Origin of the sequence: Malaciobacter halophilus (assembly GCF_002837275.1) — a bacterium.
GTDB classification, from domain to species: Bacteria; Campylobacterota; Campylobacteria; order Campylobacterales; family Arcobacteraceae; genus Malaciobacter; species Malaciobacter halophilus.
Genome location: NZ_NXIF01000021.1, coordinates 24,793 through 40,936, shown reverse-complemented (window position 1 = coordinate 40,936; position 16,144 = coordinate 24,793). Strand labels below are relative to the sequence as shown.

The window sequence follows — 16,144 nt, the reverse complement described above, 5'->3', positions numbered from 1 at the left end:
GATTGAAAATATTAAAAATTACATGGAACTTGCATTTAAACAAAATTATTATGTTCTAGGAAATTTACAAATTGATGCACTACAATCTGAATTATGCAATGATTTTAAAGATGAAAACTATTTTGAGGATAGTTTAAAAAGTATATATTTAGAATCAAAAATCACAAATTTACTTCACCACACTATTGAAAAAATTTCTAAATCTTTAAATGATAAATCTTCAAGAAGCTTAAAAAAAGATAGAATATCTTCTTTAGAGCGAGCAAAAGAGATAATTATGAAAGATTATAACTCTAAATTGTCTATTAAAAATATAGCTTATAAATCTGCAATAAATGAGTGTTATTTAAAAAAAGATTTTAAACAATATTATGGAATGACAATCTTACAAATGATTCAAAAAAGAAGACTTGATGTTGCAAAAAAACTTTTAAAAGAGAACTTTAGTGTAAAAGAAGTTGCTTTAAAAGTAGGATATAACAATACTAGCTATTTTAGTAAACTCTTTTTCAATCATTTTTCAATTACTCCAAATAATTATAGAAAAGAGCTTAATAATTATTGATTTCCTTATTATACAAGATATTTTTCCTTATAGTGTTTTTTAGATATTGATAATTAGTATTGTTTTATATAATATCCAAAAATAAAAATTTTAGGAGTATTATATGAATAAAAAATTTCTTAAAAGGAATTTATGCATAAGTCTTTCTTCTTTTTTATTAACAGGTGAATTACTTTTTGCACAAGAGAGTACAAAATTAGATGAAGTTAATATAATTGAAAATGCTATTTCAAGTTATCAAAGTGAAGAAAAAATTAAATTAAATCGTACAGGTATTGATATAGAAGATACTGCAAAATCTATTCAAGTATTTAATGAAGCTTTTATTCAAGATGCCAATCTTCAAAATATTGATGATATTATAGAGTTATCATCAAATACAGTTTACACTGGTAATACAGATGGAAAATCAACTAATATTTCTATGAGAGGATTTTCATCAGTTCCTATTTTAATTGATGGATTAAAAGTTACTAATAAAATTCCTAATCCAGAAGTATTTGCTTTAGATTCAGTTGAAGTACAAAAAGGGCCTGATTCATTGCAATATGGACAATCAAGTCCAGGTGGAATTGTAAACTTAGTTAAGAAAAAACCTTTAAAAGAGTCTATGGCAAATTTAGAGTTTGAAATAAATGACAATCCCTCATATAAACCAAAAATTGATTTAACTGGAAGTTTAAATGAGAATAACTCACTATATTATAGGCTTATTTCTACTTATAAATATGACAAAGGATATACAAATAGTAATACAAATACAAATAAAATATTTATTGCTCCTAGTTTAGCATATGATATAAATGATAATAATACTTTTACTTTTATTAGTGAATACAATAAAGAAACATCTCCTACAAATTTTGGAACTAATGTAAATAGTAAAGGAAAACTTGTTGCACCAATCAAAAATGTTACTTCTCATCCAAATGAAGAGTTTGAAAGAACTCAAAATATTCTTGGCTTTGATTTTGATAGTAGATACAACACTTGGAGTTCTAATTTTAAATATAGATATATTAAACATATAAGAGATTATGGAGATGTTTATTTACCTCTTATGTATAATGAAGCCACAAATGAAGTGACAAGATTCCCTGCAAATCAAAGAGGCGAATTTAAAGAGCATGCTTTACAATATACTTTTAATAAAGAGTTTCAAATATTTAATATAAAAAATAATATTAGCATTGGAGCTGATTATAATAAATCAACTTCACAAGGAAGTTCAAATATTGCAATGCATCCTTATAATATAAATCTTTCAAATCCTGTTTATGAACAGCACATAAATCCTGTAAATTCATATAATATTACACGTGATATGTCACAAGCAAAAACAAGTGTTAAATCTTGGGGGATTTTTTTACAAGATAGTATAAACCTTACGGATAAACTAATATTTAATGCAGGATTAAGATATAGTGAGTCTAAACCTCAAAAGGGACAAAAAAGTGATGCTATTACTCCATCTTTTGGATTGGTTTACCATATTACAAATAAAACAAGTTTATATACAAGCTACTCTGAATCATTTACTCCAAATAGCGCCATAGATAAAAGTGGAAATGTTTTAGAGCCTGAAACAGGAAAAGGTTATGAACTTGGTATTAAACAAAAACTATTTAATGATAAATTAAATTTAACAGCTGCTGTTTTTAAAATAGAAAAAGAGAATATTGCATTAGCAGATCCAAATGCTCCATCTCTTAGTGAATGGTCAGTTCCAAGTGGAAAACAAGAAAGTCATGGGTTTGAAATTGATTTAGTAGGAGATATTACACAAAATTGGTCTATGATTGCTTCATACGGATATACAAAAACAAAAGATAAAAATAATGATAATAATAACTTAAGAAATATTCCAAAACATACTGCTAATATTTTTACAAAATATAAACTATCAGCTTTTGACTTAGCAAATTTTTATGTGGGTGCAGGAGCTAGATATATTGGAAGTAAATACGCAGATGATGCAAATAGCATAAAACTAGATTCAACTATTGTTTATAATGCAACACTTGGATATAAAAAAGGCAATTGGAAAGCAAATCTTAGTGTTCAAAACTTAACAGATGAAGAGTATGTAGATGGTTCAGCTTCAGGCAATACAAGTGATACACGAGTATATATAGGAGAGCCAAGAGCCGTTCTTGCAACTATAAGTTATAAATTTTAAAAGTTAAAATAACTCTTAATATTACTTAAGAGTTATTTTCTTTTATTATCCAATTATAATAATCACTATCATTAATTAAAGATATTTTAATTTTTTTTTACTACTATAACTATTTTATTTCAAGGATATTTCAAATAATGAAAAAAGTAAATCATAATAATTTAATAGAAATTAGTAAAAAAATCAATAATCCTTTTTCAAGAGAAACTTTATTGACAAATATAAAACATGATTATGGAAAGGGGATTTTTCTTTGGCATGATTTTGGAAATGGAATAGCTAGTTCTGCATATGATTACAAACTAAATGATGATTATAAACTTCATCTTTCTTCAAATATTGCAGGAGCAGTATTGATTTTTAATTTATCAAATAATATAAAATATTTTTTCAAAGATAATAAAGAGTTTATATTAAAAAAGAATTCGTTTTTTATTGGCCTTTCCTCAGATAAATTCTCAGTAGAAATGCACTTAAAGAAAAATAAACAATACAAAGCAGTATCTATTGGAATAAAAGAGCTTCTTTTTTTACAATTAGCAAAAAAATTAGAAAAATTAAGTGAAATAATGCAAGAGACTAAAGCAGTTAATCGCTTTATTATTGAAGGTGGATATATGGATTCTTATCAATTTGAGTTGCTATCTTACTTTGAGAATAAAACAATCAATGAAAATACTCTATCTAATCTTCATCTTGAATCAATGGCATTAAATTTAGCACACTACACTATAAATAAAATAATTAATAAATGTACAAATAATAAAGATTTTAATATGGAAAAAATAGAATCACTAAAAAAAGCAAAGCAGATAATTCTTTCACAATATGCACAACCTTTAAATATAAAAAATATCGCAAATAAAGCAGCAACAAACGAGTGTTATTTAAAGAAAGATTTTAAACAGTACTATGGCACAACTATATATAAAATGCTTCAAAAAAGAAGATTAGAGGTTGCAAAAGAGTTGTTAGAAAAAGATTTTAGTGTAAAAGAAGCATGTTTGAAAGTAGGATACAAACATATAGGTCATTTTAGTAAACTATTTTTAAATCACTTTAAAATAAGTCCAAGTGAATATAGAAAAAAAATAAATAGATTATAAATTTCCTTTTTGTAGCTAATATTTTCCTTTTTATGATATTAACATATTGATAATCATAATCATTTTATGTATTATTCCCTAAATTATTTGAGGAGTACACATAAATGAAAACTTTTAGTTTATCTAAAAAGCTGTCAATATCTCTTTGTACTATTTTACTAGCAAGTTCTCCCCTACTTGCAAATAGTAAACAAACAAACAAAGAAAAAACAAAAGAATTAGATAGTGTTACTATTATAGAAAAAACAATTTCACAATACCAAACAACAGGAAAAATAGATATAAATAGGTCAGGTATAGAACTTGAGGATTCAGCTAAATCAATTCAAGTTTATAATGAAGATTTTATATCAGATTATCAACCACAAAGTTTAACAGATATAGTTACTATGTCATCAAATGTAGCATATGCAGGAGATAGTCATGGTAGAAATAATAATTATATAATAAGAGGATTTTCAGGCGCTCCTACTTTAAGAGATGGTTTTAATATCACTAATGCAATTACAAATAGTGAAATTTTTAATTTTGAAAAAGTTGAGATATTAAAAGGTCCTGACTCTTTACAATATGGAGAAGCGAATCCAGGAGGATTAATAAATATTGTAAAGAAGAAACCAACAAAAGAGAATATTAAAAAAGTTGAGTTTGAAGTAACATCAAACGACCCTTCTTTTAAACCTAAAATTGATTTAGGAGGCTCTTTAAATAATGATGGTTCACTAAGATATAGATTAGTTACTACATATACTCATAAAGAAGATGCAAAAGATTTTAATGTGGATACTAAAAAATTATTCATAGCTCCTTCAATTGCTTATGATATAAATGACAATAATACTATTACTTTTATAACTGAATATTTAGATGATAAATCACCTGCTGATTTTGGTACATTTGTAAAAAACAATGGAAAACCTCTTACAAATAGAGATACAATAACAACACATCCAGATGCCGAATTTGAAAAGAAACAAAAACTAGCTGGATTTGATTTTGAAAGTAATTATGATACTTGGAACTCTACTTTTAGATATAGATATATAGATTTAGAAAGAATAAATGATTCTGTATATGCACCATACGTAACAAGAGGAAACCCAAATACTATAACAAGAAACTTTTCTACACAAGATTTTGATTCATCAGAACATCTTGCTCAATATACAATAAATAAAGAGTTTTATTTAGGTGATTTAAAAAATAGACTTAGTTTAGGTTTTGATGCAAAAAAATCAAAAACAGAAAACTCTGGTTATTATGATACATCAATTAGTTATATTTTAGACCCTAAAAATGTAAATTATGGTGGTGCATTAACACATCTGTCAGATCACCCAAATGCTTTTAAATATGTTGATTCAAAAAATGAAACAAAAAATTATGGAGGTTTTATACAAGATAACATAAATTTAACAGAGGATTTAATATTAAGCTTAGGTTTTAGATACCAAAAAGTAAAAATGGAAAATGAAAATATCTTAAAAGATACAAAAAATAGTTACACAGATTCTGCAACTACACCACAAATTGGATTAGTATATAAATTATCACATCAAACTACATTTTTTACAAACTATTCTGAATCTTTCAACCCTCAAAATAGTAGTTATGTTGATAAAAATGGTAATTTATTAGACCCTGAAGAGGGTAAAGGTTATGAAATTGGATTAAGACAGAAACTATTTAATGATAACTTTACTTTAACTACATCACTTTTTAAAATTCAAAAAGAGAATGTTGCACAACAAGATCCAACAGCTACAAGAACAAATATGTTTTATAAAACTAGTAAAAAAATCAAAAGTAAAGGTTTTGAAATTGATTTAATGGGTCAAATTACAAACAACTGGGCATTAGTTGCTTCTTATGGATATACAAAAACAGAAGATATAAACTATAATAATAATCAATTAACAGGTGTGCCAAAGCATAATGCAAATATTTTTACTACTTATGATTTAACAGATTTAGGACTAAAAAATATATTTGTTGGAGCTGGAGCTAGATATATAGGAGATAGATTTGCAGATACAAATAATAATATAAAAATAGATTCAAATATTATTTATAATGCGATGCTTGGATATAAAAAAGGCAATTGGAAAGCAAATTTTAGTGTAAAAAACTTAACAGATGAAGATTATATCCAAACAGCAGGAACTGCAACTGCTGCTTATGGTAAAAGAAGAACTGCAATATTTGCATTAAGTTATTCATTTTAAAATTTCCCCAAATTTTGGGGAAATCAACAAAGGTAATATATGATAAAAAAGACATATACAAAACTAAATACTCCTGAAAAAAATGGAAAGATATTAGGCTGGTTTAGAGTTGTTTTAAGTATATTTGGAGGGTTAATTCTTTCTTATTTATTTATGACACTACTTGCTTTTATTATCCCACTTAAGATTGAAGAATCTACAATAATTTCAATAATGTTTAATACTTTAGCATGGGCTTGTGCTACAACATGGATTATACTATCTTATACAAAACTTATTGCATTACTTAGATTCATAATACCAACTACAATTTGTGCAATTGCACTTTATATATTATATTAAGGATTTTATATGCAAGAGAACAAATCAAAACTTTTTAAACAAAGACTTTTTAGACTTCATATTGCTGCTGGAGTGATTTTTTCTATAATTATGTATATTGCGATATTTTTTGGTATTTTTGCGATACTTCTTCCTTATATTAAAACATGGGAAAAACCATCAAGACATATACAAACAACTGATATTTTTAATATTGATTATAATTATATGATAAATAAAGTTTTAGAAGATGAAAATTTTCCTAAAGATGATATACTAGTTAATCTTCCTGGAAGAATGAATGACCCTGCTGTAATAATTACAAACCCCTTTGTAAAACCAATCGCTTTTAATCCCATAACAAAACAAAAATTAGAAGATGAAACAAAACAAAAATCCCATCTTGCTGAGTTTTTAAATGAGCTTCATTATGGACAACCCTTAAAATTAATAGGTCGTTTATCTTTTGGCTTTGTAGCAGTTGGAACTTTACTTTTAATTGTTACTGGACTTATTTTAATATACTTATTTAAATTTGCAAATAAAGGGAAAAATCAACAAGCAGTTTTTTCTAAAATACATGTAAAAGTATTTACTTGGGCATTTTTGCCATTTTTACTTATTACTTTAAGTGGAGCTGTTATGAATGTAGGATTAATTAGTTCAGGGCCTATGTCAAAGATTGTTTCAAAAGGGGAAGCAAAAGCAATTGATGAAGTTGTAGGAAAAGTACTTTTTGAAGAGAGTAAACCTATTAAAAAAATAAACCAAACAGCTAAAATGCTTGAAATAAAACAGTTACTAAAAAAAGCTTCAAAAATCAATCCTGAACTTACTTTTAAACAAATTAGATTAAAAAACTGGAATGATAAATCAGCACAAGTAGAAATAGTAGGATATAACCCTTTTAAACCATTTTTAAATGGAGGAATATTTAATCGACCAACAATTACTTTAAGTGCAACAACAGAAGATTTGATTAAAAACCAAAAAGTAATGGATAAAGTGTGGCCTGTATTTGTAGCTGAGAGTCTATTCTTTTTACATTTTTTATTTGGTATAGATATATTTTCAAGAATTATAGTTGCAGTTATTATGGCTTTATGTGCAATTGCAATTGGTTTTGCAATGATGTTATATTTGGAAAAAAAAGCTAAAAAGTTTGATGAAAAAATCACATTTTATCATTGGCTAGGCAAATTTAGCTTAGCAAGTATGATTGGTGTAATACCAGCAACTGCTACACTTTTCTTACTTCAATGGCTACTTCCTTTCTCTTTAGAGAATAGAGTAGTTTGGCAACAAGGTATTTTTTATAATGTCTGGCTTTTTACTCTTTTTTGGTCTTTTTTTAGAATTAATTCTTATGAAGCATCTAAAGAGTTTTTATACTCTGGTGGAATAATTTTTATTCTTTCTGCATTTATTCACTCAATTAATTCTGGGTTCTCTTTTTTTGAACTTATTAGTTTTAATCTAAGAAATATACTTGCTGTGGATATTTCACTTATACTATTTGGTGCAATGTTAATTTATATTGCTAAAAAACTTCCTTCAAATAGAAGCGAAGCTAAGCTATTTTGGATTTTAAATAAAAAGGTTAAAAATGAAAAAAATATCTAGTTTTTTAATTATTTTACTTACTCCTATATTTTTATTTTCACACTCACTTGTTTTAAGTGTAATGGATAATGAAGATGGAACGATTACAGTTCAAGGAGTATTTAATACAGGTCAAAGTGCTGCTGGTGCTTTATTGATTTTAGAAGCATTACATAATAAAGAGATTCTTTATGAGAAAAGACTTCCTGCTTCTAATGAACTAACTGTTGATATTCCAAAAATTCCTTATCAAATAGTTTTAGATGGAGGAGAAGGGCATACTGTTATTAAAGATGGTATTGCTCCTCCTGAAGGATTTAAGGAGGTTAAAACTTCTAAAGAAAATAAAGAAAAACCAAGAAAAAGAAGTAGAACAGATGCAACAATTGCAACTAGCAATGCTGTTACGATTAGTATTATAATAGCATTTGTCTTACTTTTTGCAACTATTTTTATTAGTATTAAAAATACTAATAAACTACTTTTAGAACTAAAGAACAAATAAAAATTCTTTATTTGTTCTTTTGAATATAGTTTTTCTTATCATGAATTTCATTTAAATAAGTTAAATTTTATTCATTATTGATTATAATTCTCAAAATTAATAAAAAGGTTAAAAATGAATTGGGTATTAAAACTTCTGTTTATTTCAATTTTATTTACTTCTTCAGTTATTGCTGATGAAATTGATAAATCAATGAATATTATTGAAAATACAAATACTAAACTTAAATCTTATCAAAATAGAATTGACAACTTAGATGAAAAAACTCAAGAGTTATTTAGTGAATATAAATACACAAATGCTGAGTTAAAAAATAGCAGAATCTACAACAATCAATTAAGAAAAATCCTTGATTCACAAAAAAAAGAGTTAAAAGATATTGACCAACAATTAGTTGATATAGAAAAAACTCAAAAAAACATCTTTCCACTTATGCTAAAAATGGTTGATAGTTTAGAAAAATTAGTTCAAATGGATACTCCATTTTTATTGGAAGAAAGAACAAATAGAATTCAAAGATTAAAACAAAGCCTTAATAAATCAGATATTAAAACTGCTGAAAAATATAGAATTATATTAGAAGCATTTAAAATTGAGTATGACTACTCAAATAATATTGAAACATATCAAGACAAAATTGATAACAAAACTTATAATTTCTTAAGATTAGGAAGAACTGCTTTATATTATCAAAGTTTAGACTTAAAAGAGTATGGATATTGGAATAAAAAGACAAAATCATGGGTAAAAATAGATAATAGTGATGCAAAATCTAACATTAGAAAAGGTATAAAAATCGCTAAAAAACATCAAAATGTTGACTTTTTAAATCTTCCATTTCTAACAAGTAAAGGTATATAATGATTAAATACATATTAACAACACTACTTATTGTAAATGCAAGTTTTGCACTTGATTTAAATAGCTTACTACAAAATGTAAAAGATTCTTCAAATAAAGAGATAATTGAAGAACAAAAAAGATTAAAAGATTTTATAGATAACAAAAATAGACAAAAAGAACTTTTAATTAAAACAAAAAAAGAGTTAAAACAAGAGAATTTAGAAACACAAAGATTAAAAAAGATTATTGAAGACAATGAAAAGATTTTGGCTAAAAAAGAGTCAGAATTAAATATAAAAATTGGTGATTTAGGGGAAATGTTTGGAAGTGTAAGACAAACATCAGCTGACTTTTTAACAAACTATAACAGAAGTTTTACAGCTTCACAATTTCCACAAAAAAAAGAGGTTTTTACTAAATTTTCTAACTCTAAAAAACTTCCAACAATTGATGAGCTTACAACATTTTGGCACACAATGTTAGATGAGATTATTCAAAGTGGAAATATTGCAAATTATAATGCCACAGTTATTGCAAACAATGGACAAAAAAACACTCAAGAAGTTACTAGAATTGGTCAGTTCTCAGCATTTTCAAATGGTAATTTTCTAGCTTACTCAAAAGATATGAATGCATTAATTGAACTATCAGTTCAACCATCATCAAAATATCAAGATAGTGCAAAAGAGTTTGAAGCTAGTACAAACGAGATAAAAAATGTGTTGGTTGACCCAACAAAAGGTACACTTTTTACAATGCTTGGAAATAATCCAACACTAATGGATAGAATCAACCAAGGTGGAATTGTAGGATATATTATTCTTACATTAGGTGCACTTGGTTTAATTTTTGCAATATATAAAATGATTATTTTAAATATTATTCATACAAAAATAAAAAAACAAAGAAAAGATATTTCAAACTATGATAATTCTAACTCTTTAGGAAAAATTGCAGAGGTATTTTATAAAAATATAAATGATTCAATTAATGATTTAGAGATAAAAATTGGAGAAGAGATATTAAAAGAGACAAATACTATAAAAAAAGGTCAAAGTTTTGTAAAACTACTTGCAGCAGTTACACCTTTACTTGGATTATTAGGAACTGTTACAGGTATGATTGCAACTTTCCAAGCAATTACTCTATTTGGTACAGGTGACCCAAAACTAATGGCTGGAGGTATTTCAACAGCATTAATTACAACAGTTTTAGGTTTAGTTACAGCAATTCCTTTACTTTTTGCTTATACATACATCTCTTCAAAATCTGAAGCAATTGTATCTATTTTAGAAGAGCAAAGTATAGGAATGTTAGCAAAAAATTTGAAACAAAATGATTGATATATACATAGATAATCTATTTGGCTTTTTTGAAAGAGGAGGCTTTGTACTTTACATAGTATTTGGTATTGCCCTATTTTTATGGGCATTACTACTTGAAAGATATATCTATATAAGTTTTGAATACAAAAAGTATAAAAACTCTTTAATAGCTGAATTAAAAGATTCAAAAATAAATCAAAGGTTCAAAGAAGAGATTAAAAAATATATTATTGAAGACTCAAATATAAAACTAAAAACAGGACTTAGCTTTATAAAAACTTTAATTATTGTATGCCCACTTGTTGGTCTTCTTGGAACTGTAACAGGTATGATTGAAGTATTTGATGTAATGGCATTAAATGGAACAAGCAATGTAAAATCTATGGCAAATGGTGTTTCAATGGCAACAATCCCAACAATGGCAGGGATGGTAGTTGCACTAAGTGGAATACTATTTGAAAAGAAATTAGAGCTTTCAATCAAGTATCACACAGATAAATTATATTTAGAGATTTCAAAGGTTTTATAATGAGAAGATTTTCCCACAAAGCAAATAAAGAAGAGACAGAAATAAATCTAACACCTATGCTTGATGTAGTGTTTATTATGCTTATATTTTTTATTGTTACAACATCATTTGTTAAAGAAGCTGGAGTTGAAGTAAATAGACCAAGTGCAAAAACAAGTCAGCAAAAAGCACAAGCAAATATTTTAATTGCAATTAAAAACAATGATGAAATTTGGATTGACAAAAGAATGGTTGATATAAGAGCAATTAGATCAAATATAGAAAGATTAAAAGCTAGTAATTCACAAAATAGTGTAGTAGTTCAATCAGATAAAGATGCAAGAACAGGTGTTTTAGTAAAAGTTATGGACCAAGTAAGACTTGCTGGCATTACAAATATTTCAATCTCAACATTAAAGAATTAAAATGAGAATTTTTATAGCAATTTGTTTATCTTTTTTTATATCTGTTGGTATGTTTTTACTAATGCAAAAAATGACTTCAACACAAAGTGACATGATAAAAAAAGAATCAGAACCTATTGAATTAACTTATTTAAGAGACAAAAAAGATACACATATTGAAAAAAAGAAAAGAGTAAAGCCAAAAGAACCAGTAAAAAAAGTAGAACCTAAAAAACTTGAATTAAAAACAAATTTAAATAAACAACTTGATAAAAATGTAAAAATTAAACCTTTAGCTGTTAATCCAAATATAGATATTTCTTCAATTAACTCTCTTAGTGGAGCACAAATTGAATTAGGTTCAAATTTAATAGATGCAAATATGTTAACAGCAATAACAAGAGTAAATCCTAGATACCCAAGAAGGGCTAAGATAAGACGGCAAGAGGGGTTTGTACAACTTGCATTTAAAATAGATTCAAGTGGATTTGTTTCAGATGTAAAAGTTATGAAATCTAACCCAGAAGGTGTATTTGAAAGAGCAGCAATAAAAGCTATGAAAAGATGGAGATTTAAACCATCAAAAGATGATGTTGCTGGAACTTTTAAAAATGCAACAATTACATTTAATTTTAGGTTGGCAAGATGATTAAAAAATTACTAATTGTAATGATACTTTGTTTAAGCAGTGGATTGTACGCAAAAAATAGTATGTCAAAAAGTACATACAACACACTTACAAAAGCTCAAGAGTTTATACAAAAAGATAAACTTACTAAAGCTAAGGTAATCTTAGAAGAGTTGTTAAAAAAAGATAAAAATGCATATGAAAAATCTTTTATTTATCAAACACTTGCAAATATTTATATTAGCACTAGTAAATATGATAAAGTAGAAGATGCATATGAAAAAATAGTTAAACTAAATGCATTTGAAGAAAAAAGTATTCATCAAGTAAAACTTTCACTTGCAAAAGTCTATCTTTCAAACGAGAAATATAAAGAAAGTATACATCTATCAAAAGAGCTTTTAAATAGCAAATTTATAAAAAAATCAGATATTTATGAAAACCTTATTTTAGCTTACTATTATAATAAAGATTATAAGAATAGTATCAAGTTTTCACAAAACTACTTTTCAAATAATAAACACAATCAAATTAAAGAGTCTTGGTATAAAATATACTACTCTTCATATGTAGAGTTAAAAGATTATAAAAATGCTATAAAAGTAATGAAAAAGATGGTAAAACTATTTAATACAAAAGAAGAGTATTGGGTTCAATTAGCCTCTCTTTATCAGCAAGAGAATCAATTAAAAAAATCCCTTTCAACTTTAGAGTTAGCATATAAAAACAATATTCTTACAAAAAAAGATAATATTTTATACTTTGTAAATATTCTTTTACAAAATGGAGTATATAAAAAATCTGCACAACTTTTGACAAAAGCAGTTGATGAAAAAATGGTAAAAGAAGATAAAAAGATATTTGAAATTATTGTATCTAGCTATATTAATTCTAAACAAATTAACCTAGCTATTAAGAAACTATCTAGTTCAGAATTTGCAAAAAATGCAAAGTTTCAAATGATACTTGCAAATTTATACTATAATAAACAAAACTATGAAAAAAGCATAAAAATTATAAATAGTATGAGAACTAAAAAAAATAGTAAACTTGATGGAGAAAAAAAGATACTTAAAGCTTTGTGCTATTATGAACTAGATAATAAATCACAAAGTATCAAAACTTTACAACAAATAGTGAACAACCCTTACCACAAAAGAAAAGCTAGAAATATTTTAAAACAGCTAAGAAGTTAACTCTTAGCTGTCAATTATATTTTAAAATAGCGCTTAACACTTAAATCTCAAAGCTTATTATATATTTTAATCCACCACTATTTTTATAACTTATATTTCCTAGTAGTTGTTTTTGTGAAATAGAAACAATAAGTCTTAGTCCCAAACTTTTGCTTTTATAAATATCAAAATCTTTTGGTAAGCCTTTTCCATTGTCAGCAATCTCAAGAACATATTGTAAATCTTGCTTTTTAAAAGTTATTTCAAAAAAGTTATGAGATGATTTTTCTTCAAAAGCATATTTTAAACTATTAGTTAAACACTCATTGATTATTAAACCACAAGGTAATGCATGCTCAATATCTAAGAATATATCATCAATATTTAGCTTTATATCTAAATATTCAATATGATATGCATTTTTAATATCCCAAATAAGTTCATGAATATATTTTTTAAAAGGAATTTTGTTTAAATCTTTACTTTCATAAAGTTTTCTATGAACTAATTCCATAATATAAACTCTTTCTTGAATATCAGTAAGAACTTCTTTTGTATTTTTATCACTTACTTTTCGTTTTTGAAGTTTTATTAAACTTATAGTAAATGCCAAATTATTTTTTACCCTATGGTGAATCTCTTTTAATAGTGTATTTTTTTCATCTAAAGAGTTTTTTAACTCTTGTGTTCTCTCTTCTACTTTTAAATCAAGAAGTTTAATATTGCTTTCCATAGAATCAAGCATCAAATCAAAAGTTTGTCCTAATTGCCCAATTGCATCTTCACCTTTTATATTTGACCTAAATTTTAAGTTACCACTTTGTACTTGTTTTGATGTATTCACTAAAGTATCTAAGCTTTTTGAAAACTTTCTAAAGAGTAAATATCCAATTAATATTGCAAAGATAAAAGACATAATTGCAGCAGGAAAAAGCTTCCAAAAGGCCTTATCAATTGCCTTATATAAATCTTCTTCATAAACTGTTGTTAAAAATACTAATCTTCTTACAGGGTCATTATTAATACTTCTAACCCATGTTAAAGCTTTCTTGCCATTTAAAATATGAGTAATAGGCTTGCCATTACTAGCACTTAAAATATCTTTTGCACTTAATGTACCTGTATTTATACTCTTTACATCAGATAACTTACTAATACAATACTTATTGTTTTTTGGTTTATCGTTTTTATTATATAAAGGATTATTTGTAGCATCTTTTACATTTAACCACATTAAAAAAGTATTCCCTTTATGTAAATGATTAGTATATGAAAAACTCTTTTGTACATACTTTTTAATCTTTTTTTCTTCATTATTTTCATGGTCATAAAACAAGTCACTATTACAAGAAAGTAGTAAATTGCTATTTTTATCAAACTCCATACTATAAACTATATGACTAGTAATTGAAGGACAAAAATTCTTTTCATGTTTTTTTATATAGTTTTTCCAACTATTTACCTTATGATTTGAATTTTTATATTGAATATACCCATCATTATTTAATTTATTATTTAGATGCTTTGATAATTTATTTGAATTATCTATTAAAGCTATTTGGCAAGAGAGTTTTTTAGAGTACTCTTTTAATGCAATTTCTTGTTCAAAAGATGATAATTTCTTTAATTTTCGAGACAATTTTTCAAGTTTTGACTCAATCCTTAATCTAACTAATTCATAATTTTTTTTACCATCATTTCTAATATATTTAACTGCTAAATGAAGTTGTTGTGTATTTAAAGCAATTGTTTGCTCTACTTGTTTTATCTCATGTTCATACTGCTCTTTTTCCATTTTTGGTATGATGAGCAAAAAAAGAATGGATAATAAAACTAAAGCTAATACAATAAGAGATAAAAAAAGTTTTGAAGAAAAAGATAATTTTGAAAAAGTATTAAAACTAGTCAAGTTTTAGCCTATAACCAAACTCATAGACATTTTCAAAAACCTCAGCATTAAGTTTTGCCCTTAATCTATATACTAGTGTTCTTAATTTTCCCATATCAGATAGTGATTCATCTCTATAAATATATGAAATTATTTGCTCAAAACTAACTGACTCTTTTGGATTTTCACTTAAAATATCAAAAAATTTTAATTCATTTCCTGTTAATTTTATACTATCTAAGCCCTTTGATAAAACTCTTTTTGTTCTATCATACTTATAGTTTTGGGCTAAATCAATAACTATTTGCTCACTCATTAGATTTTTATTTTTAAAAAAATAGTTGTGCTTATGAAGTGCAGTTTTAATAGCAATATCAATATCTTTTTCTCTACAAGGTTTTATTAAATATGCATAAGGTTCACTCTCCATAGACTTTTTAACTGTTAAATCATCACTATAAGAAGTTAAAAAAATAATTGGTATTTTATGAGTTTGCCATATCTCTTTTGCAGCTTCTAATCCACTTTTGTAGCCTTTTAAGTTAATATCCATAATTACAATATCTGGCTTATTTTCATTTACATGTTTTATTGCATCTTGTGCTGTTGATTCTATTCCTGATATTTCATATCCCATCTCTTCCAATGAGCTTTCCATATCAATTGCTAATACCATTTCATCTTCTACTATTAATATTTCTACAGTTTTTTGTAAAAATTCCATTAATTTGTTCATTAAATCTCCAATTGTGATTTGAATGTGATTTATATTAGTTATGATACTCACTATCATTTTAAAGTTTGTTAAAAGTAAAAGGTGAATACAATTCAATTTTTATTTTTCAATTTAAAACTACACACAAGAGATAA

The 16,144-nt window shown here is 25.7% G+C and carries 15 protein-coding genes; 13 read left to right on the top strand and 2 right to left on the bottom strand.

Annotated elements, in window-relative coordinates; translation table 11 throughout:
* The 13 genes from CP960_RS05540 to CP960_RS05480 form a co-directional block, all read left to right on the top strand.
* On the top strand, window positions 1-565 hold a 565-nt coding region (locus CP960_RS05540), incomplete at its 5' end, for a helix-turn-helix domain-containing protein (RefSeq protein ID WP_133121138.1).
* 103 nt (window positions 566-668) lie between these two features.
* Window positions 669-2,744, top strand: a complete 2,076-nt coding sequence (locus CP960_RS05535; RefSeq protein WP_101184423.1) for a TonB-dependent siderophore receptor — start codon at window positions 669-671, stop codon at window positions 2,742-2,744.
* Window positions 2,745-2,881: 137 nt separating this feature from the next.
* A complete protein-coding gene (locus CP960_RS05530) occupies window positions 2,882-3,850 on the top strand; it encodes a helix-turn-helix domain-containing protein (protein ID WP_101184422.1) in 969 nt (322 codons plus the stop codon).
* A 104-nt stretch (window positions 3,851-3,954) separates the two neighbouring features.
* On the top strand, window positions 3,955-6,075 hold the full coding sequence (locus tag CP960_RS05525) for a TonB-dependent siderophore receptor (RefSeq protein ID WP_101184421.1): 2,121 nt from the start codon (window positions 3,955-3,957) through the stop codon (window positions 6,073-6,075).
* A 39-nt stretch (window positions 6,076-6,114) separates the two neighbouring features.
* Complete coding sequence (locus CP960_RS05520) at window positions 6,115-6,417, top strand: hypothetical protein (protein ID WP_101184420.1); 303 nt, start codon at window positions 6,115-6,117, stop codon at window positions 6,415-6,417.
* A gap of 9 nt (window positions 6,418-6,426) precedes the next feature.
* Window positions 6,427-8,019 carry a PepSY-associated TM helix domain-containing protein gene (locus CP960_RS05515; RefSeq protein ID WP_101184419.1) on the top strand — a complete coding sequence of 531 codons (1,593 nt, stop codon included), beginning with the start codon at window positions 6,427-6,429 and terminating at the stop codon, window positions 8,017-8,019.
* The gene (locus CP960_RS05510; protein WP_101184418.1) at window positions 8,003-8,503 is read left to right on the top strand and encodes a hypothetical protein; all 501 of its coding nucleotides are present in this window, start codon (window positions 8,003-8,005) and stop codon (window positions 8,501-8,503) included. The genes CP960_RS05515 and CP960_RS05510 overlap by 17 nt, the downstream gene beginning before the upstream one ends.
* Window positions 8,504-8,617: 114 nt before the next feature.
* Complete coding sequence (locus tag CP960_RS05505; protein WP_101184417.1) at window positions 8,618-9,364, top strand: DUF3450 domain-containing protein; 747 nt, start codon at window positions 8,618-8,620, stop codon at window positions 9,362-9,364.
* Window positions 9,364-10,689 carry a MotA/TolQ/ExbB proton channel family protein gene (locus CP960_RS05500; protein ID WP_101184416.1) on the top strand — a complete coding sequence of 442 codons (1,326 nt, stop codon included), beginning with the start codon at window positions 9,364-9,366 and terminating at the stop codon, window positions 10,687-10,689. The genes CP960_RS05505 and CP960_RS05500 overlap by 1 nt, the downstream gene beginning before the upstream one ends.
* Complete coding sequence (locus CP960_RS05495; RefSeq protein ID WP_101184415.1) at window positions 10,682-11,200, top strand: MotA/TolQ/ExbB proton channel family protein; 519 nt, start codon at window positions 10,682-10,684, stop codon at window positions 11,198-11,200. Before CP960_RS05500 ends, CP960_RS05495 begins: the two co-directional genes overlap by 8 nt.
* Window positions 11,200-11,604, top strand: coding sequence for an ExbD/TolR family protein (locus tag CP960_RS05490; protein WP_101184414.1), 405 nt, complete (start codon window positions 11,200-11,202; stop codon window positions 11,602-11,604). The genes CP960_RS05495 and CP960_RS05490 overlap by 1 nt, the downstream gene beginning before the upstream one ends.
* A gap of 1 nt (window position 11,605) precedes the next feature.
* Window positions 11,606-12,232, top strand: coding sequence for an energy transducer TonB (locus CP960_RS05485; protein WP_101184413.1), 627 nt, complete (start codon window positions 11,606-11,608; stop codon window positions 12,230-12,232).
* Complete coding sequence (locus tag CP960_RS05480; RefSeq protein ID WP_101184412.1) at window positions 12,229-13,407, top strand: tetratricopeptide repeat protein; 1,179 nt, start codon at window positions 12,229-12,231, stop codon at window positions 13,405-13,407. The genes CP960_RS05485 and CP960_RS05480 overlap by 4 nt, the downstream gene beginning before the upstream one ends.
* A gap of 40 nt (window positions 13,408-13,447) precedes the next feature.
* Here the strand turns inward: CP960_RS05480 and CP960_RS05475 are convergent, their stop codons facing one another.
* Both CP960_RS05475 and CP960_RS05470 read right to left on the bottom strand, forming a co-directional pair.
* Window positions 13,448-15,295, bottom strand: a complete 1,848-nt coding sequence (locus tag CP960_RS05475; protein ID WP_101184411.1) for a histidine kinase dimerization/phosphoacceptor domain -containing protein — start codon at window positions 15,293-15,295, stop codon at window positions 13,448-13,450.
* Window positions 15,288-16,010 (bottom strand): response regulator, encoded by a 723-nt coding sequence (locus CP960_RS05470; protein ID WP_162919053.1) that lies wholly within the window; start codon window positions 16,008-16,010, stop codon window positions 15,288-15,290. The genes CP960_RS05475 and CP960_RS05470 overlap by 8 nt, the downstream gene beginning before the upstream one ends.
* Window positions 16,011-16,144: the final 134 nt, after the last annotated feature.

Coding starts and splice junctions, on each gene's coding strand:
- CP960_RS05480 (WP_101184412.1), top strand. CDS start 12,229: ATGATTAAAAAATTACTAATTGTAATGATACTTTGTTTAAGCAGTGGA.
- CP960_RS05515 (WP_101184419.1), top strand. CDS start 6,427: ATGCAAGAGAACAAATCAAAACTTTTTAAACAAAGACTTTTTAGACTT.
- CP960_RS05510 (WP_101184418.1), top strand. CDS start 8,003: ATGAAAAAAATATCTAGTTTTTTAATTATTTTACTTACTCCTATATTT.
- CP960_RS05535 (WP_101184423.1), top strand. CDS start 669: ATGAATAAAAAATTTCTTAAAAGGAATTTATGCATAAGTCTTTCTTCT.
- CP960_RS05495 (WP_101184415.1), top strand. CDS start 10,682: ATGATTGATATATACATAGATAATCTATTTGGCTTTTTTGAAAGAGGA.
- CP960_RS05470 (WP_162919053.1), bottom strand. CDS start 16,010: ATGAACAAATTAATGGAATTTTTACAAAAAACTGTAGAAATATTAATA.
- CP960_RS05490 (WP_101184414.1), top strand. CDS start 11,200: ATGAGAAGATTTTCCCACAAAGCAAATAAAGAAGAGACAGAAATAAAT.
- CP960_RS05505 (WP_101184417.1), top strand. CDS start 8,618: ATGAATTGGGTATTAAAACTTCTGTTTATTTCAATTTTATTTACTTCT.
- CP960_RS05485 (WP_101184413.1), top strand. CDS start 11,606: ATGAGAATTTTTATAGCAATTTGTTTATCTTTTTTTATATCTGTTGGT.
- CP960_RS05530 (WP_101184422.1), top strand. CDS start 2,882: ATGAAAAAAGTAAATCATAATAATTTAATAGAAATTAGTAAAAAAATC.
- CP960_RS05500 (WP_101184416.1), top strand. CDS start 9,364: ATGATTAAATACATATTAACAACACTACTTATTGTAAATGCAAGTTTT.
- CP960_RS05520 (WP_101184420.1), top strand. CDS start 6,115: ATGATAAAAAAGACATATACAAAACTAAATACTCCTGAAAAAAATGGA.
- CP960_RS05525 (WP_101184421.1), top strand. CDS start 3,955: ATGAAAACTTTTAGTTTATCTAAAAAGCTGTCAATATCTCTTTGTACT.